Source organism: Microbispora sp. H11081 (assembly GCF_012999535.1).
In the GTDB taxonomy this organism is placed as follows: domain Bacteria; phylum Actinomycetota; class Actinomycetes; order Streptosporangiales; family Streptosporangiaceae; genus Microbispora.
This window is the reverse complement of the sequence record NZ_JABBWV010000003.1, coordinates 316,936-337,523: the sequence shown is the minus strand read 5'-3', so window position 1 is coordinate 337,523 and position 20,588 is coordinate 316,936. Positions and strand designations below refer to the sequence as shown.

17 protein-coding genes and 1 tRNA gene are annotated in these 20,588 nt (G+C 71.5%); 13 read left to right on the top strand and 5 right to left on the bottom strand.

The features are described 5' to 3' along the window. Nucleotides 1–94 precede the first annotated feature (94 nt). The 9 genes from HHX31_RS11160 to HHX31_RS11120 all read left to right on the top strand — a co-directional run bounded on the left by HHX31_RS11160 (nucleotide 95) and on the right by HHX31_RS11120 (nucleotide 8,879). The gene (locus HHX31_RS11160) at nucleotides 95–1,618 is read left to right on the top strand and encodes a serine/threonine-protein kinase (protein WP_169947862.1); all 1,524 of its coding nucleotides are present in this window, start codon (nucleotides 95–97) and stop codon (nucleotides 1,616–1,618) included. A gap of 97 nt (nucleotides 1,619–1,715) precedes the next feature. Further along, entirely contained in the window at nucleotides 1,716–3,074 is a 1,359-nt protein-coding gene (locus HHX31_RS11155) for a hypothetical protein (protein WP_169947860.1), read from the top strand. A 19-nt stretch (nucleotides 3,075–3,093) separates the two neighbouring features. Next, nucleotides 3,094–4,152 carry a DUF2510 domain-containing protein gene (locus HHX31_RS11150; RefSeq protein ID WP_169947858.1) on the top strand — a complete coding sequence of 353 codons (1,059 nt, stop codon included), beginning with the start codon at nucleotides 3,094–3,096 and terminating at the stop codon, nucleotides 4,150–4,152. 33 nt (nucleotides 4,153–4,185) lie between these two features. Continuing rightward, nucleotides 4,186–4,782, top strand: a complete 597-nt coding sequence (gene orn, locus HHX31_RS11145) for an oligoribonuclease (protein WP_169947856.1) — start codon at nucleotides 4,186–4,188, stop codon at nucleotides 4,780–4,782. An 87-nt stretch (nucleotides 4,783–4,869) separates the two neighbouring features. After that, nucleotides 4,870–4,945 (top strand) — tRNA-His (locus tag HHX31_RS11140). A 116-nt stretch (nucleotides 4,946–5,061) separates the two neighbouring features. Next, complete coding sequence (locus HHX31_RS11135) at nucleotides 5,062–5,586, top strand: PadR family transcriptional regulator (protein ID WP_169947854.1); 525 nt, start codon at nucleotides 5,062–5,064, stop codon at nucleotides 5,584–5,586. Further along, complete coding sequence (locus HHX31_RS11130) at nucleotides 5,583–6,263, top strand: ABC transporter ATP-binding protein (RefSeq protein ID WP_169947852.1); 681 nt, start codon at nucleotides 5,583–5,585, stop codon at nucleotides 6,261–6,263. Before HHX31_RS11135 ends, HHX31_RS11130 begins: the two co-directional genes overlap by 4 nt. Beyond that, entirely contained in the window at nucleotides 6,260–8,491 is a 2,232-nt protein-coding gene (locus tag HHX31_RS11125) for an FtsX-like permease family protein (RefSeq protein ID WP_169947850.1), read from the top strand. Before HHX31_RS11130 ends, HHX31_RS11125 begins: the two co-directional genes overlap by 4 nt. Nucleotides 8,492–8,639: 148 nt before the next feature. Then, nucleotides 8,640–8,879: a response regulator transcription factor gene (locus HHX31_RS11120; RefSeq protein ID WP_169947848.1), complete on the top strand. Its 240-nt coding sequence runs from the start codon at nucleotides 8,640–8,642 to the stop codon at nucleotides 8,877–8,879. Here the strand turns inward: HHX31_RS11120 and lat are convergent. Continuing rightward, nucleotides 8,868–10,157: an L-lysine 6-transaminase gene (gene lat / locus HHX31_RS11115; RefSeq protein ID WP_169947846.1), complete on the bottom strand. Its 1,290-nt coding sequence runs from the start codon at nucleotides 10,155–10,157 to the stop codon at nucleotides 8,868–8,870. The genes HHX31_RS11120 and lat overlap by 12 nt on opposite strands. A 222-nt stretch (nucleotides 10,158–10,379) precedes the next feature. On the opposite strand from lat, the gene HHX31_RS11110 reads away from it, so the two are divergent. After that, nucleotides 10,380–11,735 carry a transaminase gene (locus HHX31_RS11110; RefSeq protein ID WP_169947845.1) on the top strand — a complete coding sequence of 452 codons (1,356 nt, stop codon included), beginning with the start codon at nucleotides 10,380–10,382 and terminating at the stop codon, nucleotides 11,733–11,735. A 32-nt stretch (nucleotides 11,736–11,767) separates the two neighbouring features. Here HHX31_RS11110 and HHX31_RS11105 read toward each other — a convergent pair whose 3' ends face one another. Continuing rightward, entirely contained in the window at nucleotides 11,768–13,423 is a 1,656-nt protein-coding gene (locus tag HHX31_RS11105) for a penicillin-binding transpeptidase domain-containing protein (protein WP_169947843.1), read from the bottom strand. Nucleotides 13,424–13,455: 32 nt separating this feature from the next. Here HHX31_RS11105 and HHX31_RS11100 point away from each other — a divergent pair, with 32 nt between their 5' ends. Further along, a complete protein-coding gene (locus tag HHX31_RS11100) occupies nucleotides 13,456–14,298 on the top strand; it encodes a fused MFS/spermidine synthase (RefSeq protein WP_311931733.1) in 843 nt (280 codons plus the stop codon). A 96-nt stretch (nucleotides 14,299–14,394) separates the two neighbouring features. Here HHX31_RS11100 and HHX31_RS11095 read toward each other — a convergent pair whose 3' ends face one another. Further along, nucleotides 14,395–16,863 carry a DUF222 domain-containing protein gene (locus HHX31_RS11095; protein ID WP_249345863.1) on the bottom strand — a complete coding sequence of 823 codons (2,469 nt, stop codon included), beginning with the start codon at nucleotides 16,861–16,863 and terminating at the stop codon, nucleotides 14,395–14,397. Nucleotides 16,864–17,338: 475 nt separating this feature from the next. On the opposite strand from HHX31_RS11095, the gene HHX31_RS11090 reads away from it, so the two are divergent. Next, nucleotides 17,339–17,761, top strand: coding sequence for a nitroreductase family deazaflavin-dependent oxidoreductase (locus tag HHX31_RS11090; RefSeq protein ID WP_169947839.1), 423 nt, complete (start codon nucleotides 17,339–17,341; stop codon nucleotides 17,759–17,761). Nucleotides 17,762–18,006: 245 nt separating this feature from the next. Here the strand turns inward: HHX31_RS11090 and HHX31_RS11085 are convergent, their stop codons facing one another. After that, nucleotides 18,007–18,282 (bottom strand): 4a-hydroxytetrahydrobiopterin dehydratase, encoded by a 276-nt coding sequence (locus tag HHX31_RS11085; protein ID WP_169947837.1) that lies wholly within the window; start codon nucleotides 18,280–18,282, stop codon nucleotides 18,007–18,009. A gap of 46 nt (nucleotides 18,283–18,328) precedes the next feature. Here HHX31_RS11085 and HHX31_RS11080 point away from each other — a divergent pair, with 46 nt between their 5' ends. After that, nucleotides 18,329–18,970 (top strand): class II aldolase/adducin family protein, encoded by a 642-nt coding sequence (locus HHX31_RS11080; RefSeq protein ID WP_311931732.1) that lies wholly within the window; start codon nucleotides 18,329–18,331, stop codon nucleotides 18,968–18,970. A 26-nt stretch (nucleotides 18,971–18,996) separates the two neighbouring features. Here HHX31_RS11080 and HHX31_RS11075 read toward each other — a convergent pair whose 3' ends face one another. After that, nucleotides 18,997–20,571: a DUF885 domain-containing protein gene (locus HHX31_RS11075; protein WP_169947835.1), complete on the bottom strand. Its 1,575-nt coding sequence runs from the start codon at nucleotides 20,569–20,571 to the stop codon at nucleotides 18,997–18,999. Nucleotides 20,572–20,588 lie beyond the last annotated feature (17 nt).

Here is a 20,588-nt window from a genome sequence, read left to right as displayed (position 1 = left end):
TAAATCGTGACTTTTCATCGTAATCGCGGGGCCGTCACTAAGCTACGGTCTCGTCATTCGGCGGGGGCCCCAGGCGATGAGGAGACACACCGTGATGCACGGCCAGACAGGCGCCTGGCGCGTCCCCGGCTACACGGAGATCCGTGAGCTCGGCACGGGGGGCGCCGGGCGCGTGGTCCTCGCGCGGCACGATGCGGACGACCTCCCGGTGGCGATCAAGTACCTGTCCGACGAGATGATGGCGGACCTCCACTTCGTCGCCAGGTTCCGGCACGAGGCCCGGCTGCTGGCCGCGATGGACCCCCACCCGCACTCCGTGCGCTTCTACGAGTACGTGGAGACCGCGCGCGGCGCGGCCATCGTCATGGAACTCGTCGACGGCGTCTCGCTGCGCGCCATGCTCCGCTCGGAGGGCCCGACCGGCCCCGAGGCCGCGCTCACCGTGCTCAAGGGCTCGCTGCTCGCCCTGGCCGCCGCCCACTCCATCGGCATCGTCCACCGGGACTACAAGCCCGAGAACGTCATGGTCGAGGCCGACGGCATCAGCAAGCTCGTCGACTTCGGCATCGCGGCGCAGGCGGGCGAAGGGGTCAAGGCGGCGGGGACGCCGCCGTACATGGCCCCGGAGCAGTGGGCGGGCGGGAAGGCAGGACCGGCGACCGACGTCTACGCCGCCACTGTTGTCTTCTTCGAGTGCCTCACCGGCGGCCGGCCCTTCCGCGCGCAGAACATGGCCGCGCTGGCCCGCCAGCACCAGGCGACCCCGCCTCCGGTCGAGGAGGTGCCGCCCCCGCTGCGCGACCTCGTGGAGGTCGGCATGGCCAAGCGGCCCGAGGACCGGTTCGCGTCGGCCGAGGAGTTCCTGCGGGCACTCGAGACCGTCGCCGCCGGCGCGTACGGCCCCGCCTGGGAGGAGCGTGGACGGCGGCGGCTCGCCGCGCTCGCCGGGCTGCTCGTGCCGTTCTTCCCGTTGAAGGAGGCAGCCCCGGAGACCGGCACCGCGCTGGCCGAGACGAAGCTCGGCGGCCTGCTGGCCCAGACCCGCATGAAGATCGGCCTGACCCTGGCGGGCATGGTCGTGATCGCCGGTGGGACCGTGGCGCTGGTGCAGACCGTGAGCGGCACCACCCTGCAGGCGGGGACGACGATCGAGACGCCCAGTTCGCCCGCGGTCGACCCCTCGTCCATCGACGTCGAGGCCGAGCCGGAGACGCCCCCGGCGGACGAACCCTCCGACGAGCCCACCGAGAAACCGGACAAGCCCTCCCCGAGCCAGGCGGCGACCGGCAAGCCCAGTCAGGGCGCGGCGCAGCCGCCGGTCGCGCAGCCCACGGCGACCCGGAGGCCGACCTCCAGGGCCACCCCCTCGCCGAAGCCGAAGCCGAATCCCACGCCGACCAAGAAGCCCACGCAGAAGCCGAAGCCCTCGCCCGACCCCGAGCCCTCCGAAGATCCCACGGTCACGGTGGACCCGCCGAAGAACACCACCCCGACCAGGCGGGCCGACCCCACCCCGACGAGCAAGCCGCCCACCCAGCCGACGACCCAGCCCAGCAGCCAGCCCTCCCCGACGCAGGGCGGCACCGACCCGTCTCCGGAGGCAGAGCCACCGCGGTGATGAAGGCTGGTGACGACCGGCCTCGTTCCCGCCACACTGTCCAGGGACGCGTGCGCGGACGACGCGGAGACGCGGATGACACCGAAGGCGGCGGTAGATGCGTGAAGGCGTGACTGTCGCGGGACACCGGCTCACCGGCCGCACCCGGAGCAGCGAGGTCGGCACCTGGGCGGACGCCGTCTCCCCCGACGGGCGGCGGTCCGGCGTGCTGCGATTCGATCCCCGGGCCGTCGCCACGGCCCAGGCGCGTGAACGGCTCGTGGCGGCCGTCGGCGCCGACGTGCGTCTCCAGCGGGGCGGGCCGATCGGCCTGCTGACCGTGATCGACCTCGTGGCCGCGCGCGACGAGGTCTGGCTCATCACGACCAGGGCGGCTCCCTCCGTCGCCGACCTGATGGCCGCCGGCCTGCTGGACGCGGGCGGCGCGGCGACCGTGCTCCTGGAGACCGCGCAGGCGCTGCTCGCCGTACACGCCGCGGGGCTGGCCCATGGCGCGCTGCACCCCGGGACGGTCGTCATCGGGGAGGACGGCTCGGTGCTGCTGGCCGAACGCGGCCTGCTGCGGGCGATCAGGGACGAGCACGCGAGCGCGGAGCAGGACGTCGCGGCCTGGGCCTCGCTCGCCGGCACACTGGCCGCCACCTGCGCCAGGGACCGTGCCGCGGCGGTGCTCGGATGGGCGTCCACCGCCGCTCCCGCCCACGGACTGGCCGCCGTCCGCGACGCCCTGCTCGCCGAGCGTGAGGCGTTCCCCGGCCTGGGCAGGGAAGGACTGGCCCGCGCCGCGGACGGCCTCCACGCGCCCGCGTCTCCCCCGACCCCCTCGTCTCCGCCGACCCCCGTGGTCCCCGTCGCCGCCGGCTCTCCGCAGGGAGAGGCCGTGACCCTGCTCGACCTGCCCGGCTCCGTGGACGACCCCGGCGACGTGATGATGCGATTCGGGCCGGGAGTTCCCACCGAGACCACGGCGGCGCAGATCTGGCGGTCGGGGCAGACCTCCGCCGCCGTCACCGCCACGCATTCCGGTGCGACCCCTCCCCGTCGGCGCCGCAAGCGTACGACGGCCTGGGCGGGCACCCTCCTGCTGGCGATCCTGATCGCCGTGGTGATCCTTTGGCTGCGCCAGTCGTCCACCCCGCCGCTCGCGGTCAGCGAAGTCGACGTCAAGGCGCCCAAGAAGACGGTGCGCTGCGACGGCAGAGCCGACTTCACCGGCGTCGTCACGACCAACGGCGGGGCCGGGACGATCCGCTACCTCTGGATCCGCAGCGACAACCCCGAACCGCTGGAGCAGGAGCAGCGGATCTCCTCGGGAGACACGTCGGTGAACCTTCCCCTGCACTGGAAGGTGACCGGGTCGGGATCCTTCAAGGGCACGGCCACACTGCGGGTCCTGTCCCCCACGACGACCGGGGACCCGATCCAGGACAAGGCAAGTTTCACCTACAAATGCTGATTTCATTAGTGTGGCGGACATGACGACGACCCCCGCCGGCTGGTATCCGGACCCGTACGGCTCCCCCCTCCTTCGATGGTGGGACGGCACCCAGTGGACCGACGCCACCCACGCGCCCGAGCAGGCGGCCGGGGCGCCGCCGCAGCCGCAGTTCCAGACAGCCCAGTCTCAGACGGCCCAGTCCCAGACAGCAGAGTTCCAGACGCCGCAGTTCCAGTCGCCACAGTTCCAAGCCGGCCAGTTCCAGAGCGGCCAGTTCCAGGGCGGGCAGTTCCAGCCGGGGCCGCTTCCCGGGGCGGACTTCGGCGCTCCGCGGCGTCAGGCGCCGGTCTGGCCGTGGATCGTGGGCGGCGTCACCGCGGTGGTCGTGCTCGCGCTCGTCATCGGCGGCGCGGTCGTCCTCCTGCGCGACCGCGCGGGCTCGGGTATCGCCCGGCCCGAGGTCACCGCGACGGCGCCGCAGCTCGACCAGACCGTGCCGCCCCGGCCGGTGCCGGAGTCCGCGCCGCCGCTGCCCCAGCTCCCCCAGCCGTCCGATGGCCGCATCCAGGATTCCGTGACCGGCCTGTCGTACGCGTACCCGGGCGACCAGTGGCAGGTGCCGGAGTCGAAGAACGTCAACGACCCGTCCGACCCGAGGATGCCGCTGTGGACGAGCGGCTGCCACATGACGTCCCAGGCGAACTACGACGGCAGGGGCGGCGACTGGGTGGGCAGCGTCTACACCGCCGAGGTGCCGCAGATCTTCCCCTACAGCGGCCCGGAGAGCTTCGGGGAGCTGTCCCAGACGTTGCTGCTCGCCTACGACCCGCTCTTCTACGGCATCGAGCACGAGCGCAAGATCCTGCGCAGCGAGGCCACGACCGTGAGCGGCAAGCAGGGCTGGGTGATCGAGTTCGAGATGGACTTCACCAAAGTCGCCGAGGCCGGCGGCCTGAAGTGGAAGAAGGAGAAGGGCGCGATCGTCCTCGTGGACCGCGGCCTGAACGCCCGTCCCGCGATGCTGTACGTCTCGGTGCCCGACAACCTGGACCAGACGATCATCAAGCGCGTGACGGACTCGCTCGAATCTCGGTGACGTCCCATCAGGCACGAGCATTACTCTTGAGCCATGACTGACCCGCTGGTCTGGATCGACTGTGAGATGACCGGGCTCGACCTCGGCCAGGACGCGCTGATCGAGGTGGCCTGCGTGGTCACCGACAGCGAGCTGAACCAGCTCGACGAGGGCGTGGACGTCGTCATCAAGCCCCCCGCGGAGACGCTGGAGCAGATGTCCGAGGTCGTGCGGGAGATGCACACGTCCTCGGGTCTGTTGCGGGCCCTCTCGTCGGGGGTGACCCTGGCGGAGGCCGAGGCCGTCGTGCTCGAATACATCCGCTCCCACGTGCCGGAGGCCAAGAAGGCGCCGCTGTGCGGCAACTCCATCGCCACCGACCGCGCCTTCATCGCCCGGGACATGCCGCTGGTGGACGCGTTCCTGCACTACCGGATGGTCGACGTGTCGTCGATCAAGGAACTGGCCCGCCGCTGGTACCCCCGGGTCTACTTCGCCTCCCCCGAGAAGCAGGGCGGCCACCGCGCGCTGGCCGACATCACCGAGAGCATCAGGGAGCTGCGCTACTACCGGGCCGCGGTCTTCGTGCCGCAGCCCGGCCCCGACTCCGCCACCGCGCGGGAGGTCGCGGAGGCCGTCTCCGGCCCCTGACCGCCCGCCCGGACGCGGCGGTATTGGGGCGCGAAGCACTCCGAGATGCCGCTACACTTTCTTCGTACGCCTCGAACGGCGGACATGGTGGGTGTAGCTCAGCTGGCAGAGCGCCAGGTTGTGGTCCTGGATGTCGTGGGTTCAAGTCCCATCACTCACCCCAGACGGCGAACGGCCGGTCCCTACGGACCGGCCGTTCGTTTTGCATGCCCGTCTTCAGGGCCCATTTTTTCAGCCAGTATCCCTCAGGTGTATACCTTCAGCGTATAGTCTCGGATCATGACCGTTCCCCTCGCGTTGCTCGGCCTGCTGGAGCGGGAGCCGAGCCACGGATACGACCTGAAACGCGACTACGACGCCTTCTTCGGCCGGGGCAAGCCGCTGCCCTTCGGGCAGGTGTACTCCACGCTCGGCCGCCTGGCCAGGGATGGCAAGGTCACGGGGCAGAGCGAGCCGGGCGACGGCCCGGAGCGCAAGCGCTACGCCATCACCCCCCTGGGCCGGCAGGAGGTCGCCGCCTGGCTCACCGAGCCGGTCGCGGCCGAGCCGTACCTGCAGACGGTGCTGTTCACCAAGGTCGTGCTGGCGCTGATGCTGGGCCGTGACGCGGCCGGCTACCTGGACGGGCAGCGCGCCACGCACATGCGGCGCATGCGGGAGCTGGCCGAGGTCAAGCGCGGCGGCTCCCTGACCGACGCCCTGCTGGCCGACCACGCCATGTTCCACCTGGAGGCGGACCTGCGGTGGATCGACGTCACCCAGGCCCGGCTGGGAGCGCTGGCCGAGACGGTGCGTGCGTCATGATCCTTGAAGCACGGGAGGTCAGCCGCTCCTACGGCAGCACGCCCGCGTTGCGGGAGGCGAACCTGTCGGTGACCGCGGGCGAGGTGCTGGCCGTGATGGGGCCCAGCGGCTCGGGCAAGTCGACGCTGCTGCACTGCCTGGCCGGCATCTTCACCCCCGACAGCGGCGAGGTCTGGTTCGACGGCAGCCGCCTGGACACCCTGGACGACGCTCGCCGCAGTGAACTGCGGCGCACCGCCTTCGGCTTCGTGTTCCAGTTCGGCCAGCTCGTGCCGGAGCTGACCGCCGCCGACAACGTGATGCTGCCGCTGCTGCTGGGCCGTACCAGGAGAAAGCACGCCGAGCGGCGGGCGGCCGAATGGCTGGAACGGCTGGAGCTGGGTGATCTGGGCGGCCGGCGCACCGGGGAGCTGTCCGGCGGGCAGGCGCAGCGCGTGGCGATCGCCAGGGCGCTGGTCACCCGGCCTCGGGTGGTCTTCGCCGACGAGCCGACGGGCTCTCTCGACTCGCTCACCGGCGAGCACGTGATGGACCTGCTGGTGGGCCTGGCCCGCGAGGAGGGCGCCACCGTGATCGTCGTGACGCACGACGCCCGGGTGGCCGCCTGCGCCGACCGGGAGGTCATGGTGCGTGACGGCCGGGTCTGCGATCCGTACGTCACCGGGACCGTCCGATGATCCGGCTGGGCCTGCGGCTGTCGCTGAGCAGCGGCAGGGAGGCGGCGGCCAGGCTGGCGCTGATCGTCGCCGGGGTGGCGGCCGGTGTCGCGGTGCTGCTGGCCACGCTGTCGCTGTTCAACGCCTTCCAGGCCACGGGTGACCGTCCCTGCTGGGAGTGCGTGAACGGCTCGGCGCCCAGCGGCCGGGCCCTCGACTCGACGGCCGGCGGCGCTCTGTGGAACTACCGCGAGGACTTCTACGGCGGCCGGACGATCAAGAGGCTCGACGCCGCCGCGCTGGGCCCGACGGCGCCGGTCGTCCCCGGCCTGTCCCGCATGCCCGGCCCTGGGCAGTACTACGCCTCGCCCGCGCTGGCCGCCCTGCTCGACTCGGCGCCGCGTGCGGAACTGGCCGCCCGCTTCCCCGGCACGCGCGCCGGTCTGATCGGCGACGCGGCGTTGTCCGGGCCCGACGAGCTGGTCATCGTGGTGGGACGGACACTGGACCAGGTCGCCGCCATGCCCGGCGCCAGGCAGATCGACGTGATCCCCGCGGAGCCCGCGGCCGACGACGACGCGGACGTCTACCGGTTCGGCTTCGCCGTCGCCGCCGTCGGGCTGATCGTCCCGCTGCTGGTGCTGGTGGGCACCGCCACCCGGCTGGCCGCGGCCCGCCGCGAGACCCGCTTCGCCGCGATCCGCCTGGTCGGCGCCACCACCCGGCAGATCAACGTGCTCGCGGCGGTGGACGCCGCGCTGGGCGCGCTGGCCGGCGCGCTGGCCGGTCTCGCGGTCTTCCAGCTCGTACGGCCTGCCGTGGCCGGCGTGCGGGTCACCGGCGCCCGGTTCTTCCCTGAGCTGGTCACCCCGCATCTGTGGCAGTACGCGGCCGTGCTCGGCGGCGTGCCGGTCGCGGCGGCCTGCGCGGCCCTGTGGTCGCTGCGGCGGGTGCGGATCTCGCCGCTCGGCGTGGCGAGGAGGACCACCGCGTCCCCGCCGAGAGCGTGGCGGGTGATCCCGCTGCTGGCGGGGCTGGGGCTGTTCGCGGGCCCGGTCTACCGGAACGGCAAGCCCGACGAGTCGCTCGCCGTCGTCGCGCTCGCGCTGATCATGATCGGGCTGATGCTGGCCGGACCCTGGCTGACCATGGTCGCCGCGCGCCTGACCGCCCGGCTGACGCGGGGCGGGGCGACGCTGCTGGCCGCGCGACGCCTGGCGGCCGACCCGAAGACCGCCTTCAGGTCGGTGAGCGGGCTGGTGCTGGCGGTGTTCATCGGGACGACGATCGCGGCCCTCGTGCCGGCGGTGGTCGCCGGTCAGCAGAAGGTGGCCGGCGGCACGCTCAACGACGTCCTGGGCGCCACGTTCGCCCGGCCGGGCGTCTCCGGCCTGTCCCCGCGGGCCGGAACGGAGTTGCTCGCCCGGCTGCACACCTATCCGGGCGTGCGGACACTTCCGATCTACGCGCGGGCGGACATGGAAGACGTCCCCCCGCGGCCGGACGGCCCGCCACCCGCGCCGTACGTCGTCGAGTGCGCCGGGCTGGCCCTCTTCCCCGTGCTGGGCCGCTGTCCCGCGGACATCGGCGGCAGGGGCGCCCACGCCGTGGCGGGCAACTTCGCCCGCATCGTCGGCGCCGACAACCCCCTCACCGTCGACAGGCTCCTGCCGCTGGCGGGCCCGGCCAGCCCGCCTGTCGCCTCCACCGACGGGCTCGACCTGGCGGCCGTCATGATCAGCACACGTGATCCCGCGGCGCTGGAGCGGCTGCGCACCCTACTGGCCGGCTACACCGCCGAAGCGCCGATGACCTTCGCCGAGGTCGCCCGGGTCAGGGCGGACCTGTACGTCCGGGCGGAGAACATCGCACTGGCCGTGATCGGGCTCACCCTGGTCGCCGGCGCCTGCGGCCTGGTGGTGGCGGCCGGCGGCGGGCTGGTGGAGCGCAGGCAGCCGTTCATCCTGCTGCGGCTGGCGGGCACGCCCACGCGCACCCTGGCCGCGGTGGTGCTGCTGGAGTCGGCGCTGCCGCTCCTCCTGGCCGCCGCGCTCGCGGCCGTCGCCGGTTTCGGCGTGGCCGAGCCGCTCCTCGACGCCCTCGCGATGAAGAGCGCCGCGTCCGCGCTGCCGGGACCCGTCTACTTCGCCTCCCTGGGCGGCGGTCTGGCCGCCTCCCTCCTGGTGATCCTCACGACGCTGCCGCTGCTGCGGCGCATGACCGCGCCCGACAACGCGCGGTTCGAATAGGCGTCCTGAGACCGTCACGGCGTGTGGAGGCGTTGACGCGGGCAAGTAAACACGCTTTGCCCCAAAGGTGGATATTACGGGTTATGCTCTCGCTCACAACCGCCGTGCGGGGGCCTCGGCGATCTCTGACGTCTTCGACGGAGGCCGGATGAGAATCGACGACCGCACCACGCCGGGACACGACCTGGGGCTGAGCAAACGGGAGACCGAGGTCATGGAGCTGATCGCGACAGGTCACTCCAATGGCGAGATCGCCCAGCGGCTGTTCCTCAGCGAGAAGACCGTGAAGAACCACGTGAACCGCATCTACGCCAAGCTCGGGGTGGAGTCGCGGGTCAGGGCGATCTGCCGCTGGCGCGGCGAGTCCGAGCCCTCGTCAAAGGACTGACCTGCCGGACCCTTCGAGAGCCGCGCGGAGTCCGGCGAGCCCGTACTCGAGCTCGTCGGGCTGGACGGACAGCGCCGGGCGCAGCCGCACCGACCGTTCGCCGCAGCGCAGCACCAGGATCGCGTGCTCCTCCCTGAGCCTGGAGACCAGCCCGGCGGGGTCGGGGACGTCGAAGGCGCACATCAGCCCACGTCCGCGGGCGTTGGCGACCAGGCCGTCGGCCTCCAGCCCACGCAGCGCGCCCAGCAGTTTCTCGCCGAGGATGGCCGCCCTGGGGATCAGGCCGTCCCGTTCGATGATTTCCAGGATGCGGCGGGAGCGGACCATGTCGACCAGGCCGCCGCCCCAGGTGGAGTTGATCCTGCCGCTCACCCGGAACACGTTGTCGGGCACGAGATCCACTCTGCGGCCCGCCATGAGGCCACCGACCTGGACCTTCTTCGCGAAGACCACGATGTCCGGAGCCAGCCCCAACTGCTGGTACGCCCAGGGGGTGCCGGTCAGGCCGACGCCGGTCTGCACCTCGTCCACGACGAACAGGGCCTCGTGCTCGTGGCAGAGCGCCTGCATCGCCTGGAGGAACTCGGGGCGCATGTGGTTGTCGCCGCCCTCACCCTGGATCGGCTCCGCGATGAAGCAGGCGATGTCGTGGCGGAACCGCTCGAACGCGTCCCTGGCCTGCGCCAGCGCGCGCTCCTCGGCCCGTTCCACGTCCCCGAAGTGGATGGCGGGGACGTCGACGCGCGGCCAGCAGAACCGGGGGAATCTGTCGGTCTTGACCGGGTCCGTGTTGGTGAGCGAGAGCGTGTAGCCGCCGCGGCCGTGGAAGGCCCGGGTGAGGTGGAGGACGCGGGTGCCGAGGCCGGGATGGCGGCCGTGGGCCTCGTTCCAGCGGCTCTTCCAGTCGAAGGCGCACTTGAGCGCGTTCTCCACGGCCGCCGACCCGCCCTCGACGAAGAACAGGTGCGGCAGTTCGGGATCGCCGAGCACGCGCCGGAACGTCTCCACGAACTCGGCGAGGTGGACGGTGTACATGTCGGAGTTCGCCGGCTTGTTGGCGGCGACCCGGCCGAGCAGCGCCACGAAGTCCGGGTCGTCGGTGAACGGGTTCACCCCCAGCGGCGACGACGCGAAGAACGTGTAGAAGTCCAGATACCTCCGGTCATCACGGGCGTCGACCACCCAGGAGCCGGCGCTCCGGTCCAGGTCGAGCACCAGGCGGTAACCGTCGACGAGCAGGTGCCGCGCGAGGACGTCGTGTACGGCGGTGGGGTCCATTTCACCTCCGTGTCATGCTGGGATACGAGATTATTCCCCCATTCAGGGCTATCTATGTGAACAGTTTTCTCTTAGATAGCACCCACGGAGGACATCTTTCATCCCGCCCACCAGGTGACGAAACTTGGGGTCTTTGTGTACTTTTGCGTGCAGATCCTGCGGTCTAACGCCGAATGAGCGATCTATAAGCGATCTTTGAGTGATCCTTTTAAGGCAGGGAAGATGATCGACCGTACTCGCCTGGCCCGGCTCCTCGACCGCGAGCGCGGCACGTTCCGGGCCCGCAACCCGCGCTCGGCCGCCGCGTACGAGCAGGCGAGAGGCCACCTGTTCGGCGGCGTCCCGATGACATGGATGAACAAGACCGCGGCGGGCTTCCCCCTGTACCTGGCCGAGGCCCGCGGCGCCCGCGTCACCGACCTGGACGGCCACGAGTACGTCGACCTCTGCCTCGGCGACACCGGCGCGATGGCGGGGCACTCGCCCCGGGCCACGGTCGAGGCGGTGGCCGACCGGTTCGGCCGGCGCGGCGGCGCGACGGTCATGATGCCGACCGAGGACGCCGCCTGGGTCGGCGCCGAGCTGGCCCGGCGCTTCGGCCTGCCCTACTGGAGCTTCTCGCTGACGGCCACCGACGCCAACCGGTGGGCGATCCGGCTGGCCAGGGCGATCACCGGCAGGCCCAAGATCCTCGTGAACAGCTACTGCTACCACGGCAGCGTCGACGAGGTCCTGATCGTGGTCGGCCCTGACGGGCGGCAGGAGTCCCGCGAGGGCAACGTCGGCGCGCCGGTCGACCCCACCGTCACCTCACGCGTCGTCGAGTTCAACGACCTGTCCTCGCTGGAGCGCGAACTGGCGTACGGCGACGTCGCGGCGGTCCTCATGGAGCCGGCCCTCACCAACATCGGCATCGTGCTGCCCGAGCCCGGCTACCTGGAGGGCGTACGGGAGCTGACCCGGCGGCACGGCAGCCTGCTGATCAACGACGAGACGCACACCTTCTCGGCGGGACCGGGCGGCTGCACGAAGGCCTGGGACCTGCACCCCGACATCGTCACGATCGGCAAGGCGATCGGCGGCGGCATCCCGAGCGGCGGGTACGGCCTGTCCGCCGAGGTCGCGGCGCGCATCGAGGCGATGGAAGGGCTCGACCTGGTCGACATGGGCGGCGTCGGCGGCACCCTGGCGGGCAACGCCCTCTCGGTCGCCGCGATGCGCGCGACGCTGGAGCACGTGCTCACCGACGACGCGTTCGCCGCCATGACCGAGCTGGCGACGCGCTTCACCAAGGGCGTCCAGGAGGTGATCGACGCCCACGGCCTGCCGTGGTCGGTCACCCAGCTCGGAGCGCGCGCCGAGTATCGCTTCACCAGCCCGGCCCCACGCAACGGCGGCGAGTCGAACGCCGCGGGCGACCCCGACCTGGACGACTACCTGCACGTCTATCTCGCCAACCGGGGCGTGCTGCTCACGCCGTTCCACAACATGGCGCTGATGTCCCCCGCCACCACCGAGGCCGACGTGGACCTCCACCACGAGGTGTTCGCCGCGGCAGTGGCCGACCTGGTCGCCTGAGCCCTGGCCCGTGAACTGGGCTGTGAACTGATCTACAGGGCCTTCAGGAAGCGGGCGGCGATGGGCACGGCGGCACTACGGCCGGTGCCGCCGTGCTCCACGAACACGGCGAAGGCGAGATCACCCCGATAGCCGATGAACCAGGCGTGGTCCTGCCCGCCCTGTCCGTCCTCGGCGGTGCCGGTCTTGCCCGCGACGCCCTGGGGCAGCTCCGAGCCGGCGGCGGTCCCGTCCACCGTGACCGCGCTCATCAGCGAACGCAGCCCTTCCGCCACGTTCGAAGGCAACGGCACGTTCTGCGGCAGCTCCCCCTGCTGCTCCTCGTCCGCCAGCGGGCGGGCCGGCCGCCACTCGCCGCTCTCCACGGCGGCGGCGACCAGCGCCATGCAGAGCGGGGTCGCCTCGACCGTGCCCTGGCCGAAGGAGTCCTCGGCGAGCGCGTCCGGGTTCTCCGGCCGCAGGAGGCTGCCGCACGTGCTCATGCCGCCGCTCTCCCCCGACACTGTGAAGCCGAACGCCTTGGCCTGCTCGACCAGCGTGTCACCGCTCAGCCGCTCGATCGTCAGCCGGGCGAACGTGGTGTTGCACGACAGGGCGAACGCCTGCCGCAGCGTGAGCGTCCCGTGGTTCTCGTTGCGATAGTTGTGGATCGCCCGGTTCATGGGGATCTGGTAGACCGCTGGGCAGTCCACCGTGCTGTCCGAGGACAGCCCGTTGTTCAGCAGCGCCGCCGCCGTGATCGTCTTGAACGTCGAGCCGGGGGGGTACTTGCGCTCGAACGCCCCCCGGCCGCCCAAGCGGTCGGCGACGGCCAGGACCTCACCGGTCGACGACCGTACGGCCACGATGGCGCCGCGCTGCACGCCGTCCAGCGCCTGGGCCGCCGCGGCCTGCACCGTGTAGTCGATCGTCGTCCGTACGCCGACCGGCCGCTTGTCCGGCTTGTAGGAGAGCACGGTCTTCGCCGGCAGGCCCGGATTCTCGACCGCCAGCGCCCACCCCACGGCCACGCCTCCCGTGGGCGCGACTCCCTGGCTCATCAGGTGCTCGATGTACGCCTCGGCGCCCGAGTTCTGCGGGAACTCCCGCCCTCCCCTGGTCACCGGCCGCAGCGGCCCCACCTGCGGCTCGGCCCTGACGAGACTGCCACCCGGCTGGATCTCCGGATGCAGGACGGCGGGGGTCCAGAGCACCTTCCAGGTGAGGTCGCGTACGGCCAGATGCAGGCTGGAGTCGAAGCGCCAGGTGCCGACGTCCTGCTCGTCACGCTCCTGCGTGAACGGGATCTCGGCGGTCTCGTCCCCGGTGCGGACCATGTCGCCGACCGTGATCCGCAGCGAGCGGGACAGCGCGACGTCCTCGAACGCGCGATGCTGGTCGGCGAAGTCGTCGGGAGGCTCGTCGACCAGCTCGCGCATGGCGCTGTAGTCGCCCTTGACCCACGCCTGGAAGTAGGCAGCCGCCGTCTCGCCCGGAGAGCCTTCCGGGGAGCCCTCGGGGGACGGCTCGGGAGACGAGTCGGGGCGAAGCTGGAGCGTCTGCGGGCCAGCGGGCGCGAGCGTCCCGCGCGGCGCGGCGACGAAGTCCGAGGATGGCCCCTGACTGCCGGACACAATGAGTCCGACAACGCCGAAGACGAAGATGGCCGCGGCGACCATGACGAGGGCGAGCAGGGCCCTGTTCCGCATACGGTTCTCATATCACGCGAAAGGAGTCATAGGTGGCAAGGAGCAGAGAACCGTTGCCAGGCCGCTATCCGGTGACCTTCGGCGAGGTGGAGCTCCTGCGCGACCTCGACCGGCCGGACGGGTGGATGCTGATCAGGGACGGCGTCCCCCAGTCGTACGTGGACCTGACCGATCCCACCTATCTGGATTTCTCCTACACCCAGCTCATGGCGAGCGTGATCGACTGCCTGCCCGAAGGCCCGCTCGACGCCGTACACATCGGCGGCGGGGCCTGCACGATCCCCCGTTATGTCTCCGCGCGGCGGCCCGGCTCCCGGCACATCGTGGTGGAGCTGGACGCCGCACTGGTCCAGCTCGTCCGCGACCAGCTCAGCCTCAAGTCGGTGCCCCGGCTGAAAGTCCGGGTGATGGACGGCCGCGCGGCCACGAAGGACCTCGCGGACGACTCGGCCGACCTGTTCGTGCTCGACGCCTTCACGGGCGCGACGATGCCCGTCGAGCTGGCGACCGTCGAGTACATGGCGGAGATCGCGCGCGTGGTGCGCCCCTCCGGCACGGCCCTGATCAACGTGGCGGACGGTAAGGGCCTGCCCTTCGTCAAGCGCGTCGCCTCCACCGTGAGCCGGGTCTTCCCCCACGTCGCGCTGCTGGCCGAGCCCGGCATCCTGCGCGGGCGCAGGTTCGGTAACGTCATTCTGGCTGCCTCTCCCGGCGACCTGCCGGTCGAGGGACTCACCAGGAAGGCGGCCGGCGGCCTCACACAGGCCCGCTGCGTGGCCGACGAGGACCTCACCCGGCTGGTCGCGGGGGCCGCTCCCATCCGCGACGGCGACTCCGTCCTCGCACCCGTCCCGCCGCCCGGCCTGTTCGAGTAGCTCATCCCTCCACGGGCGAGCCGGCCTCCGCGGCGTAGCGGGCGCTGGTGTAGCAGACGACCTGATCGGCTACCGCTGCCCTGGTCATGGTGGGCGTCATTCCCGCGCCCGTCTGGTGCGGCCGTGGTAGGTGAAGGCCCAGCGGTCTTTGCCGATCTTGTGGCGGGTGTAGCGGTGGGGGTGCTGGTAGCGGTCGCGGTTGTGGAACTGGCAGGCCGGGCCGAGGAGTTTGAGGTCGGTGAGGCCGCCGGTGCTCCAGTTGTCGGCGTGGTCGATCTGGCACAGGGTGGCCGGGAGCGGGCAGCCGTCGATCCAGCAGGTGGCGTATCGGGTGAAGATCGCGCGCCGCTGGGCGGGGGTGGCGAGGCGGACTTTGCGGCCCATGTCGAGGACCTGGCCGTCGGCGTTCATGACGATGCGCATGAGGGTGGAGGTGCGGGCCAGCCGGTGCACGCTGGTGACGGGCAGCACCTGCCCGGTGGCCAGCAACAACCCCGGCACCATCCCCAACGCCGCACCCAACGCCGCACCCAGGCCTGCCCCCGGTGGCGCTTCCCATGACGCTCCCGATGCTGCTCCCGGTGTCTGTTCGCCGCGCGGTGCCTGACCGCTGCCCTGCTCACCGCTGCTCTGCTGACTGCTGCTGTGCGCATGCGGGACCTCCCCCGCAGGCCGAGACCCGGCGTGAGTGTGATGGGCATGGCTATCCCCCGGAGGATCGGGCGAGCGCCACTCACCCCACCGCGACTCCCACGATCTCCGCTCCTGCCTACGCCTCGCGCTCTCCTGCGGCTCCTCCTGGATCGGCCAACCCGGCTGCGGCGAGCGCGGCGAGTCCTGCTGTGGCTTGATCTGCTCCCGCTTGCTCTCCTCCCGCTCGGTGCGCTCCTGGTCGCTCTGCTGTGGTTCCTGCCGCGACTCGCTCCGCTGCCCGGTTCTCGCCTGCGCGCGGCCGGTCACATCATCGCCGGGCTGCCCGTCACGGTGACCGGCCGCGCCGCCACCCGCGCCGCCGCTGGCACCGCCGATCGTGCTGGCACCTGTGGTGTCGGCGATGGGCGTGTCGTACTCGGCGGGAGCGCTGGTGTGCTCGCCGCTCCGGCCGACCGGCGCGACCCCGGCGTCCCCGGCGTCCCCGGCGTCCTCGGCGTCTTCGGTGTCGTCCATGTCGTTGGCATCAGCGGCGTGCCGGTCGCTCTCATCCGCACCGGCATCCTGCGCGCCGTCGCCGCTGCCGTCGCTGTCCTGGTTGTCCAGGGTGGCTTCGGGGATCCCGGCATGCACCGGGCCTTCGGGGGTCCCCGGCGCCGGATCGGCGGCCTCCGGGTCAGTGCCTGTCGCCGGGTCGGCCGCATGCTCGGTGGCAGCCTCGCCCCCGGTGGCGGGCTCGGCGTCGGTACCCGACGCGGCCTCGAGGTCAGTGGTGGCCGCGGGGTCGGGGGCAGCTTCCGGCTCAGGGTCGGTGGGGAGGGACTCGGCGTTGACCAGCACGAGAAGCTCGGTGGTGATCTGCTGCTCCAGCAGAGCGATGAACGCGTCCGCCTGACGCTCCGCCAGCGACCGGTCATCGCCCTCCGCCCGTGGCCGGGCGTAGGCGTCCAGCAGCGCCCGCAACCGGGCCGCCGCCTCACGCGGCAGGTAGAACTCTCCTTCCAGGCCGCCGCCCTTGCCCGGGCGCACCCGCAGGGACCGCCGCGCGTAGTCGGCACGCTCGTCGCGGTCTTCGCCGTCGGGGTCCAGCACCGCCCGCAGGTAACGCCCCGCCTTGGCCACCTCCGCCGCGCCCGCCCGCCCCGCCAGCTCCAGCAGGATCGGCTCGGCCAGCCCTGCCTGCTCATCCGAGAGTCCGGCAACGGCGGCGCAGATCGCCTCCACCACCCCCGCCGCCAGCCGTCCGGCGGCGAACATCTCCCGCACGGTGGATAGCCGCGCCAACTCAATCCCCAGGGCGAGAAGGCGGCCCGCACCCCCGACCGTCATCCCCCCAGCCGTCCGCAACCAACTCCGGGTCGAGGCGTGCCCATGCTGTCTGGCCTGCCCCGCCCGATGCACCCGCCCCACCCGCTCAGCCAGCGCGCACGTGATCCGATCCCGGGCGAACAGCAGATCCTCAGCCTCGGCCAGACAGATCTCCACCGCCTCCGGGACTGGAGCCAACGCCAGCGCCTGCGCCGACTCCCGCAACGACCCCACCAGCACCCACGACGACCGAACCCGCCGATCACCCCCACCACCGGCACCCGCCGCAGCAGAACCAGCAGGACCCGTCTCAGGACCACCGGCACCGGCATCAGAATCACCGGCGTCCGCACCGGCAGGACCGGCAGGACCGGCACCGTCCGGTGCGGCAGGACCGGCGGCCCCACCGGCAGAAGCGCCGCCATCAGGAGCCTCGCTGGCGGTGGCCTCGTAGGCAGTGGCACTGGCGTTGTGCACAGGCTTGTCGCGGGCGAGCGAACCGTCCGTGGACCACAAAGGAGAATCAGCGATCAGCCGATCCCACCAGCCGTCATCTTCGCCATTCGAACGGTGGAGGCGCTCAGGATCGAGATCGGACAGATCCATCGCACCTCCCAACGTGATTCGAACTCTTGTATGAATTCTTCCACGTCAGTGCCCCATCGACACCCCTGAGCAGGCGATTTGTTGGAGCGACAGGTGGGCGAAACGAGCAGGTGGTCGAAGTGCTGGAAGGTCTCGGACTTGGAGCCTGGCGTGACCGCCGCATCGGCTTCCAGCGCGGCAGGCGCAGCGCCTCCGGCGTCTCGAGGTTGTCGTACAGAGCCCGCTGGACGCGCTCCAGACGCCGTCGACCGGGACGGCTCGGCGATTCCGCCAGTCGGCCCATTCGGCCACCCGCCGCGGAAAGCCGGCGCAGCTCCTCGTAACGCCGATCCACGCCCGCGCGAGCGGTCCGTCTGGTTAGCCAGTGCGACAGCACGCACGCGCGCCTGCTCCGACCGTGGTCCGTTGGCTATGTTGATCTCTGAACAGTTCCACTGCCGGGCAGGAAACATCGAGGTTCAGGAGCCAGCGTCCCATGTCCGATTGGAATATCAAGATCATTGAAGAGTTCCGGGCGAACGGCGGCAAGGTCGGCGGGGCGTTCGAGGGAACGCCGCTGATCCTGCTGACGACCACGGGCGCCAAGTCAGGCGCCGCCCGTACGAACCCCGTCGCGTGCTTGCGGGACGGGGACAGGTTCCTCGTCTTCGCCTCATACGCGGGCGCGCCGCGCAATCCCGACTGGTACCACAATCTGCTCGCCAACCCCACGGTGACCGTCGAGGCCGGCGACGGAACGACGATCGAGACGTTCACCGCCACGGCCGTGCCGCTGACCGGGGAGGAGCGCGACCGCATGTACGCCCGCCAGGCCGAGCTGGTCCCGATCTTCGCGGAGTATCAGAAGAAGACCTCCCGCGTCATTCCCGTCGTGGCCCTGCATCCGACGACATCATGAGCGCTCCGGCACGCTGGGAGCGCCTGGCGGACGGTGCATCTGACAGACGGAGCATCTGACAGACACTGCCCGTCGCGCCCCTGGATCCAGGTGGACGCGTCGCAAGGCGGAGGAGGCCACCGCCCAGAGCCGTGGGCGACGACACCGACGCGGCGAGGCACCGCCTGGATCCACGCGCGGCAGGGCCAGGAACCGGCAGGGCCAGGTAGCGGCAGGGCCAGGTAGCGGGAGGCCGTGGAAAGGACCTACCGCGACTGCGGGGATCCGGCCTCGTGGTCGGCCACGATCGCGTCGATGCGGGCGGCGAGCTTGTAGTCGAGGTCGGTCAGGCCGCCGGCGTCGTGGGTGGTCAGCGCCAGATGCAGGGTCCGCCATCGGATGTCGATGTCAGGATGGTGGTTCAGCGCCTCGGCCTGCTCGGCGATGTCGTTCACGATCGCGATGGCCGTACGGAAGTCTCGGGCGACCACGGTCCTGCGGATCGTGTCCCCCTCGCGGCGCCACTCGTAAGCCTCGTACATAACGCCAGGACATCACGAAACGCGGCCGATTGTGTAGATTCGCGGCGTGGACGAGCAGGTGGATGAACAGGTTGACGGGCTTCGGCGTGAGCTCTGCGAGTACGGCCGGCGGGCGGCGGCCCTCGGCCTGGTCATCGGCACCTCGGGCAACCTGAGCGCCCGGGCCGCGGACCTGGTCGTCGTCACGCCCTCCGGTGTGGCGCTCGACCAGCTGCGCCCGGAGGACTGCCCGGTGCTCGACCTCGAGGGCCGGGTCGTGGACGGCGAGCGCAAGCCGTCCTCGGAGACGCCGATGCATCTCGCGCTGTACCAGGCGACCGGGGCCCGTGCGGTGGTGCACACCCACTCGGTGTTCGCGACCGTGGTCGCCTCGACCATGACCGAACTGCCGCCCGTCCACTACAACGCCCTGCTGCTCGGAGGCGCCGTCCGGGTCGCCGCGTACGCGACGTACGGCACGCCCGAACTGGCGGACAACGTGATCGCCGCGATCAGGGACCGGCAGGCCGCGCTGATGGCGAGCCATGGCGCGGTGACGATCGGCGGCGGCCTAGAGCAGGCGTTCGAGGCGACGCGCCTGCTGGAGTGGCTGTGCGAGGTCTACGTCCGCGCCCTCGGCGTGGGCCGGCCCTCGGTGCTCACCGAGGACCAGCTCACCGCCGTCATAGAGCGCGCGCTCGCCGGTTGACCCAGCACGGCTTGATCCAGCACGACCTAACCCAGCACGACCTTCCTGGCGAGGCCCAGCGGAAGCCCGCCCGAGCCCGCGATCGTGTCGTGGAAGCTCCGCAGGTCGCCCGTGTAGTCGGCCCTGATCCGCTCGATCTCCAGGGCGCCCGTGAGGTACGAGGGCGCCTGCGTGGGCCAGGCGCAGTAGCGGCTGACCTCGCCGGCGGCCGTGCCGGGCGACAGCGACGCCTTGGTGGTGAGGAACTCCTCCGCCTGCTCGATCGACATGTCGTCGCAGTGCAGCGCCGTGTCGACCACGATCCTGGCGGCCCGCCAGATCCGGCAGTCCAGGTGGGCGAGCTCGGTCTCCGGAGTGTCGAAGTAGCCCTGCTCGTGCATGAGCTTCTCGACGTAGAGCCCCCAGCCCTCCACGAAGTAGGGCGTACGGAAGATCTTGCGGGCGCGGTGCGGGTTGCCGGCCATCCAGGACAGGTGCCAGTGGTGGCCGGGGTAGGCCTCGTGCACGCTGATCGACGGCATCTGGGCGCGCGAGTTGGTGCGCAGCCGCTGCCGCACCTGCTCCTCGGTGAAGCCGTCCGGGGTGTACGGCACGAAGAACACGCCGTCGCGCGAGGACGACAGCGGCGGCGGGGCGAGGTAGCTGGCCACGGCGATGATGGGCCGCTGGAACTCAGGCGACGGCTCGACCCGGCATTCCTCCCCCTCGGGGAAGGTCACCAGCCCGCGCTCGCGGACGAACTCGCGCGCCCGCAGCGTCTCTGCCTCGTACTCGGCGCGCATGGCCTCCAGGATCGGCGGGTGGTCGTCCATGAGCGACTCCATGGCCGCCCGCCAGCCGCCGGAGCCGAGGCGTGCGGCGACCTCGGTCATCCGCGTGTCCAGCTCGGCCCAGGCCTGACGGCCCTTCTCGTGCAGCTCCGCCGCGCCGTAGCCGAGCATCTCCTGCTCGCGCAGCAGCGCGGAGTAGAGCTCCTCGCCCATCCGCCAGGTGCCGCGGGCCTCGAAGCCCTCCAGGAAGCGGACCAGCCCGTCGAACGCGTCGGCGGCCGGCTCGGCGGCCGCGGCGAGCCGTGCCCGCAGGTCCGGGTCGCCGACCAGCGCGGGCAGCGTCCCGGTCAGGAAACCGCGGCCCGTACGGGCCTGGTCGAGGCCGCGCTTGACCAGCAGGTCGGCGGCGAGATCGGGGTCGAGGTTGGCCTGGCAGGCGGCGAGCACGGCGGGCACCTCGGCCAGCCGCGCGATAGCGGCGTCGACCAGCTCGGCCTCCGGCTTGAGGCGCTGCTGGAACGGCGTGAACATCGACGCGAAGATCACCCCGAGGTAGGCGGCGGGCTCGCGCCGCCACTCCGGCCAGCGGGCCAGCGCGATCTGTCCCCGGAGATGGGCGGCGACCAGATCCCTGTCGATCTCGTCCTCCGGGCTCTCGGGCGCCGCCTCCGAGAGCTTGCGCAACCACTCCTCGGCCGCCCGCTCCCGCGCGATGAAGGCGGCCGCGCTGAGATCGCCCAGCGTGCGGTCGTATCCGTCGGCCCCGAGGAGGGCCGCCCTGACCGGGTTCTCGGCCAGGTACCAGTCGATGAACTCGTCCACCAGCGTCATAGCGCCCGACTCTATCC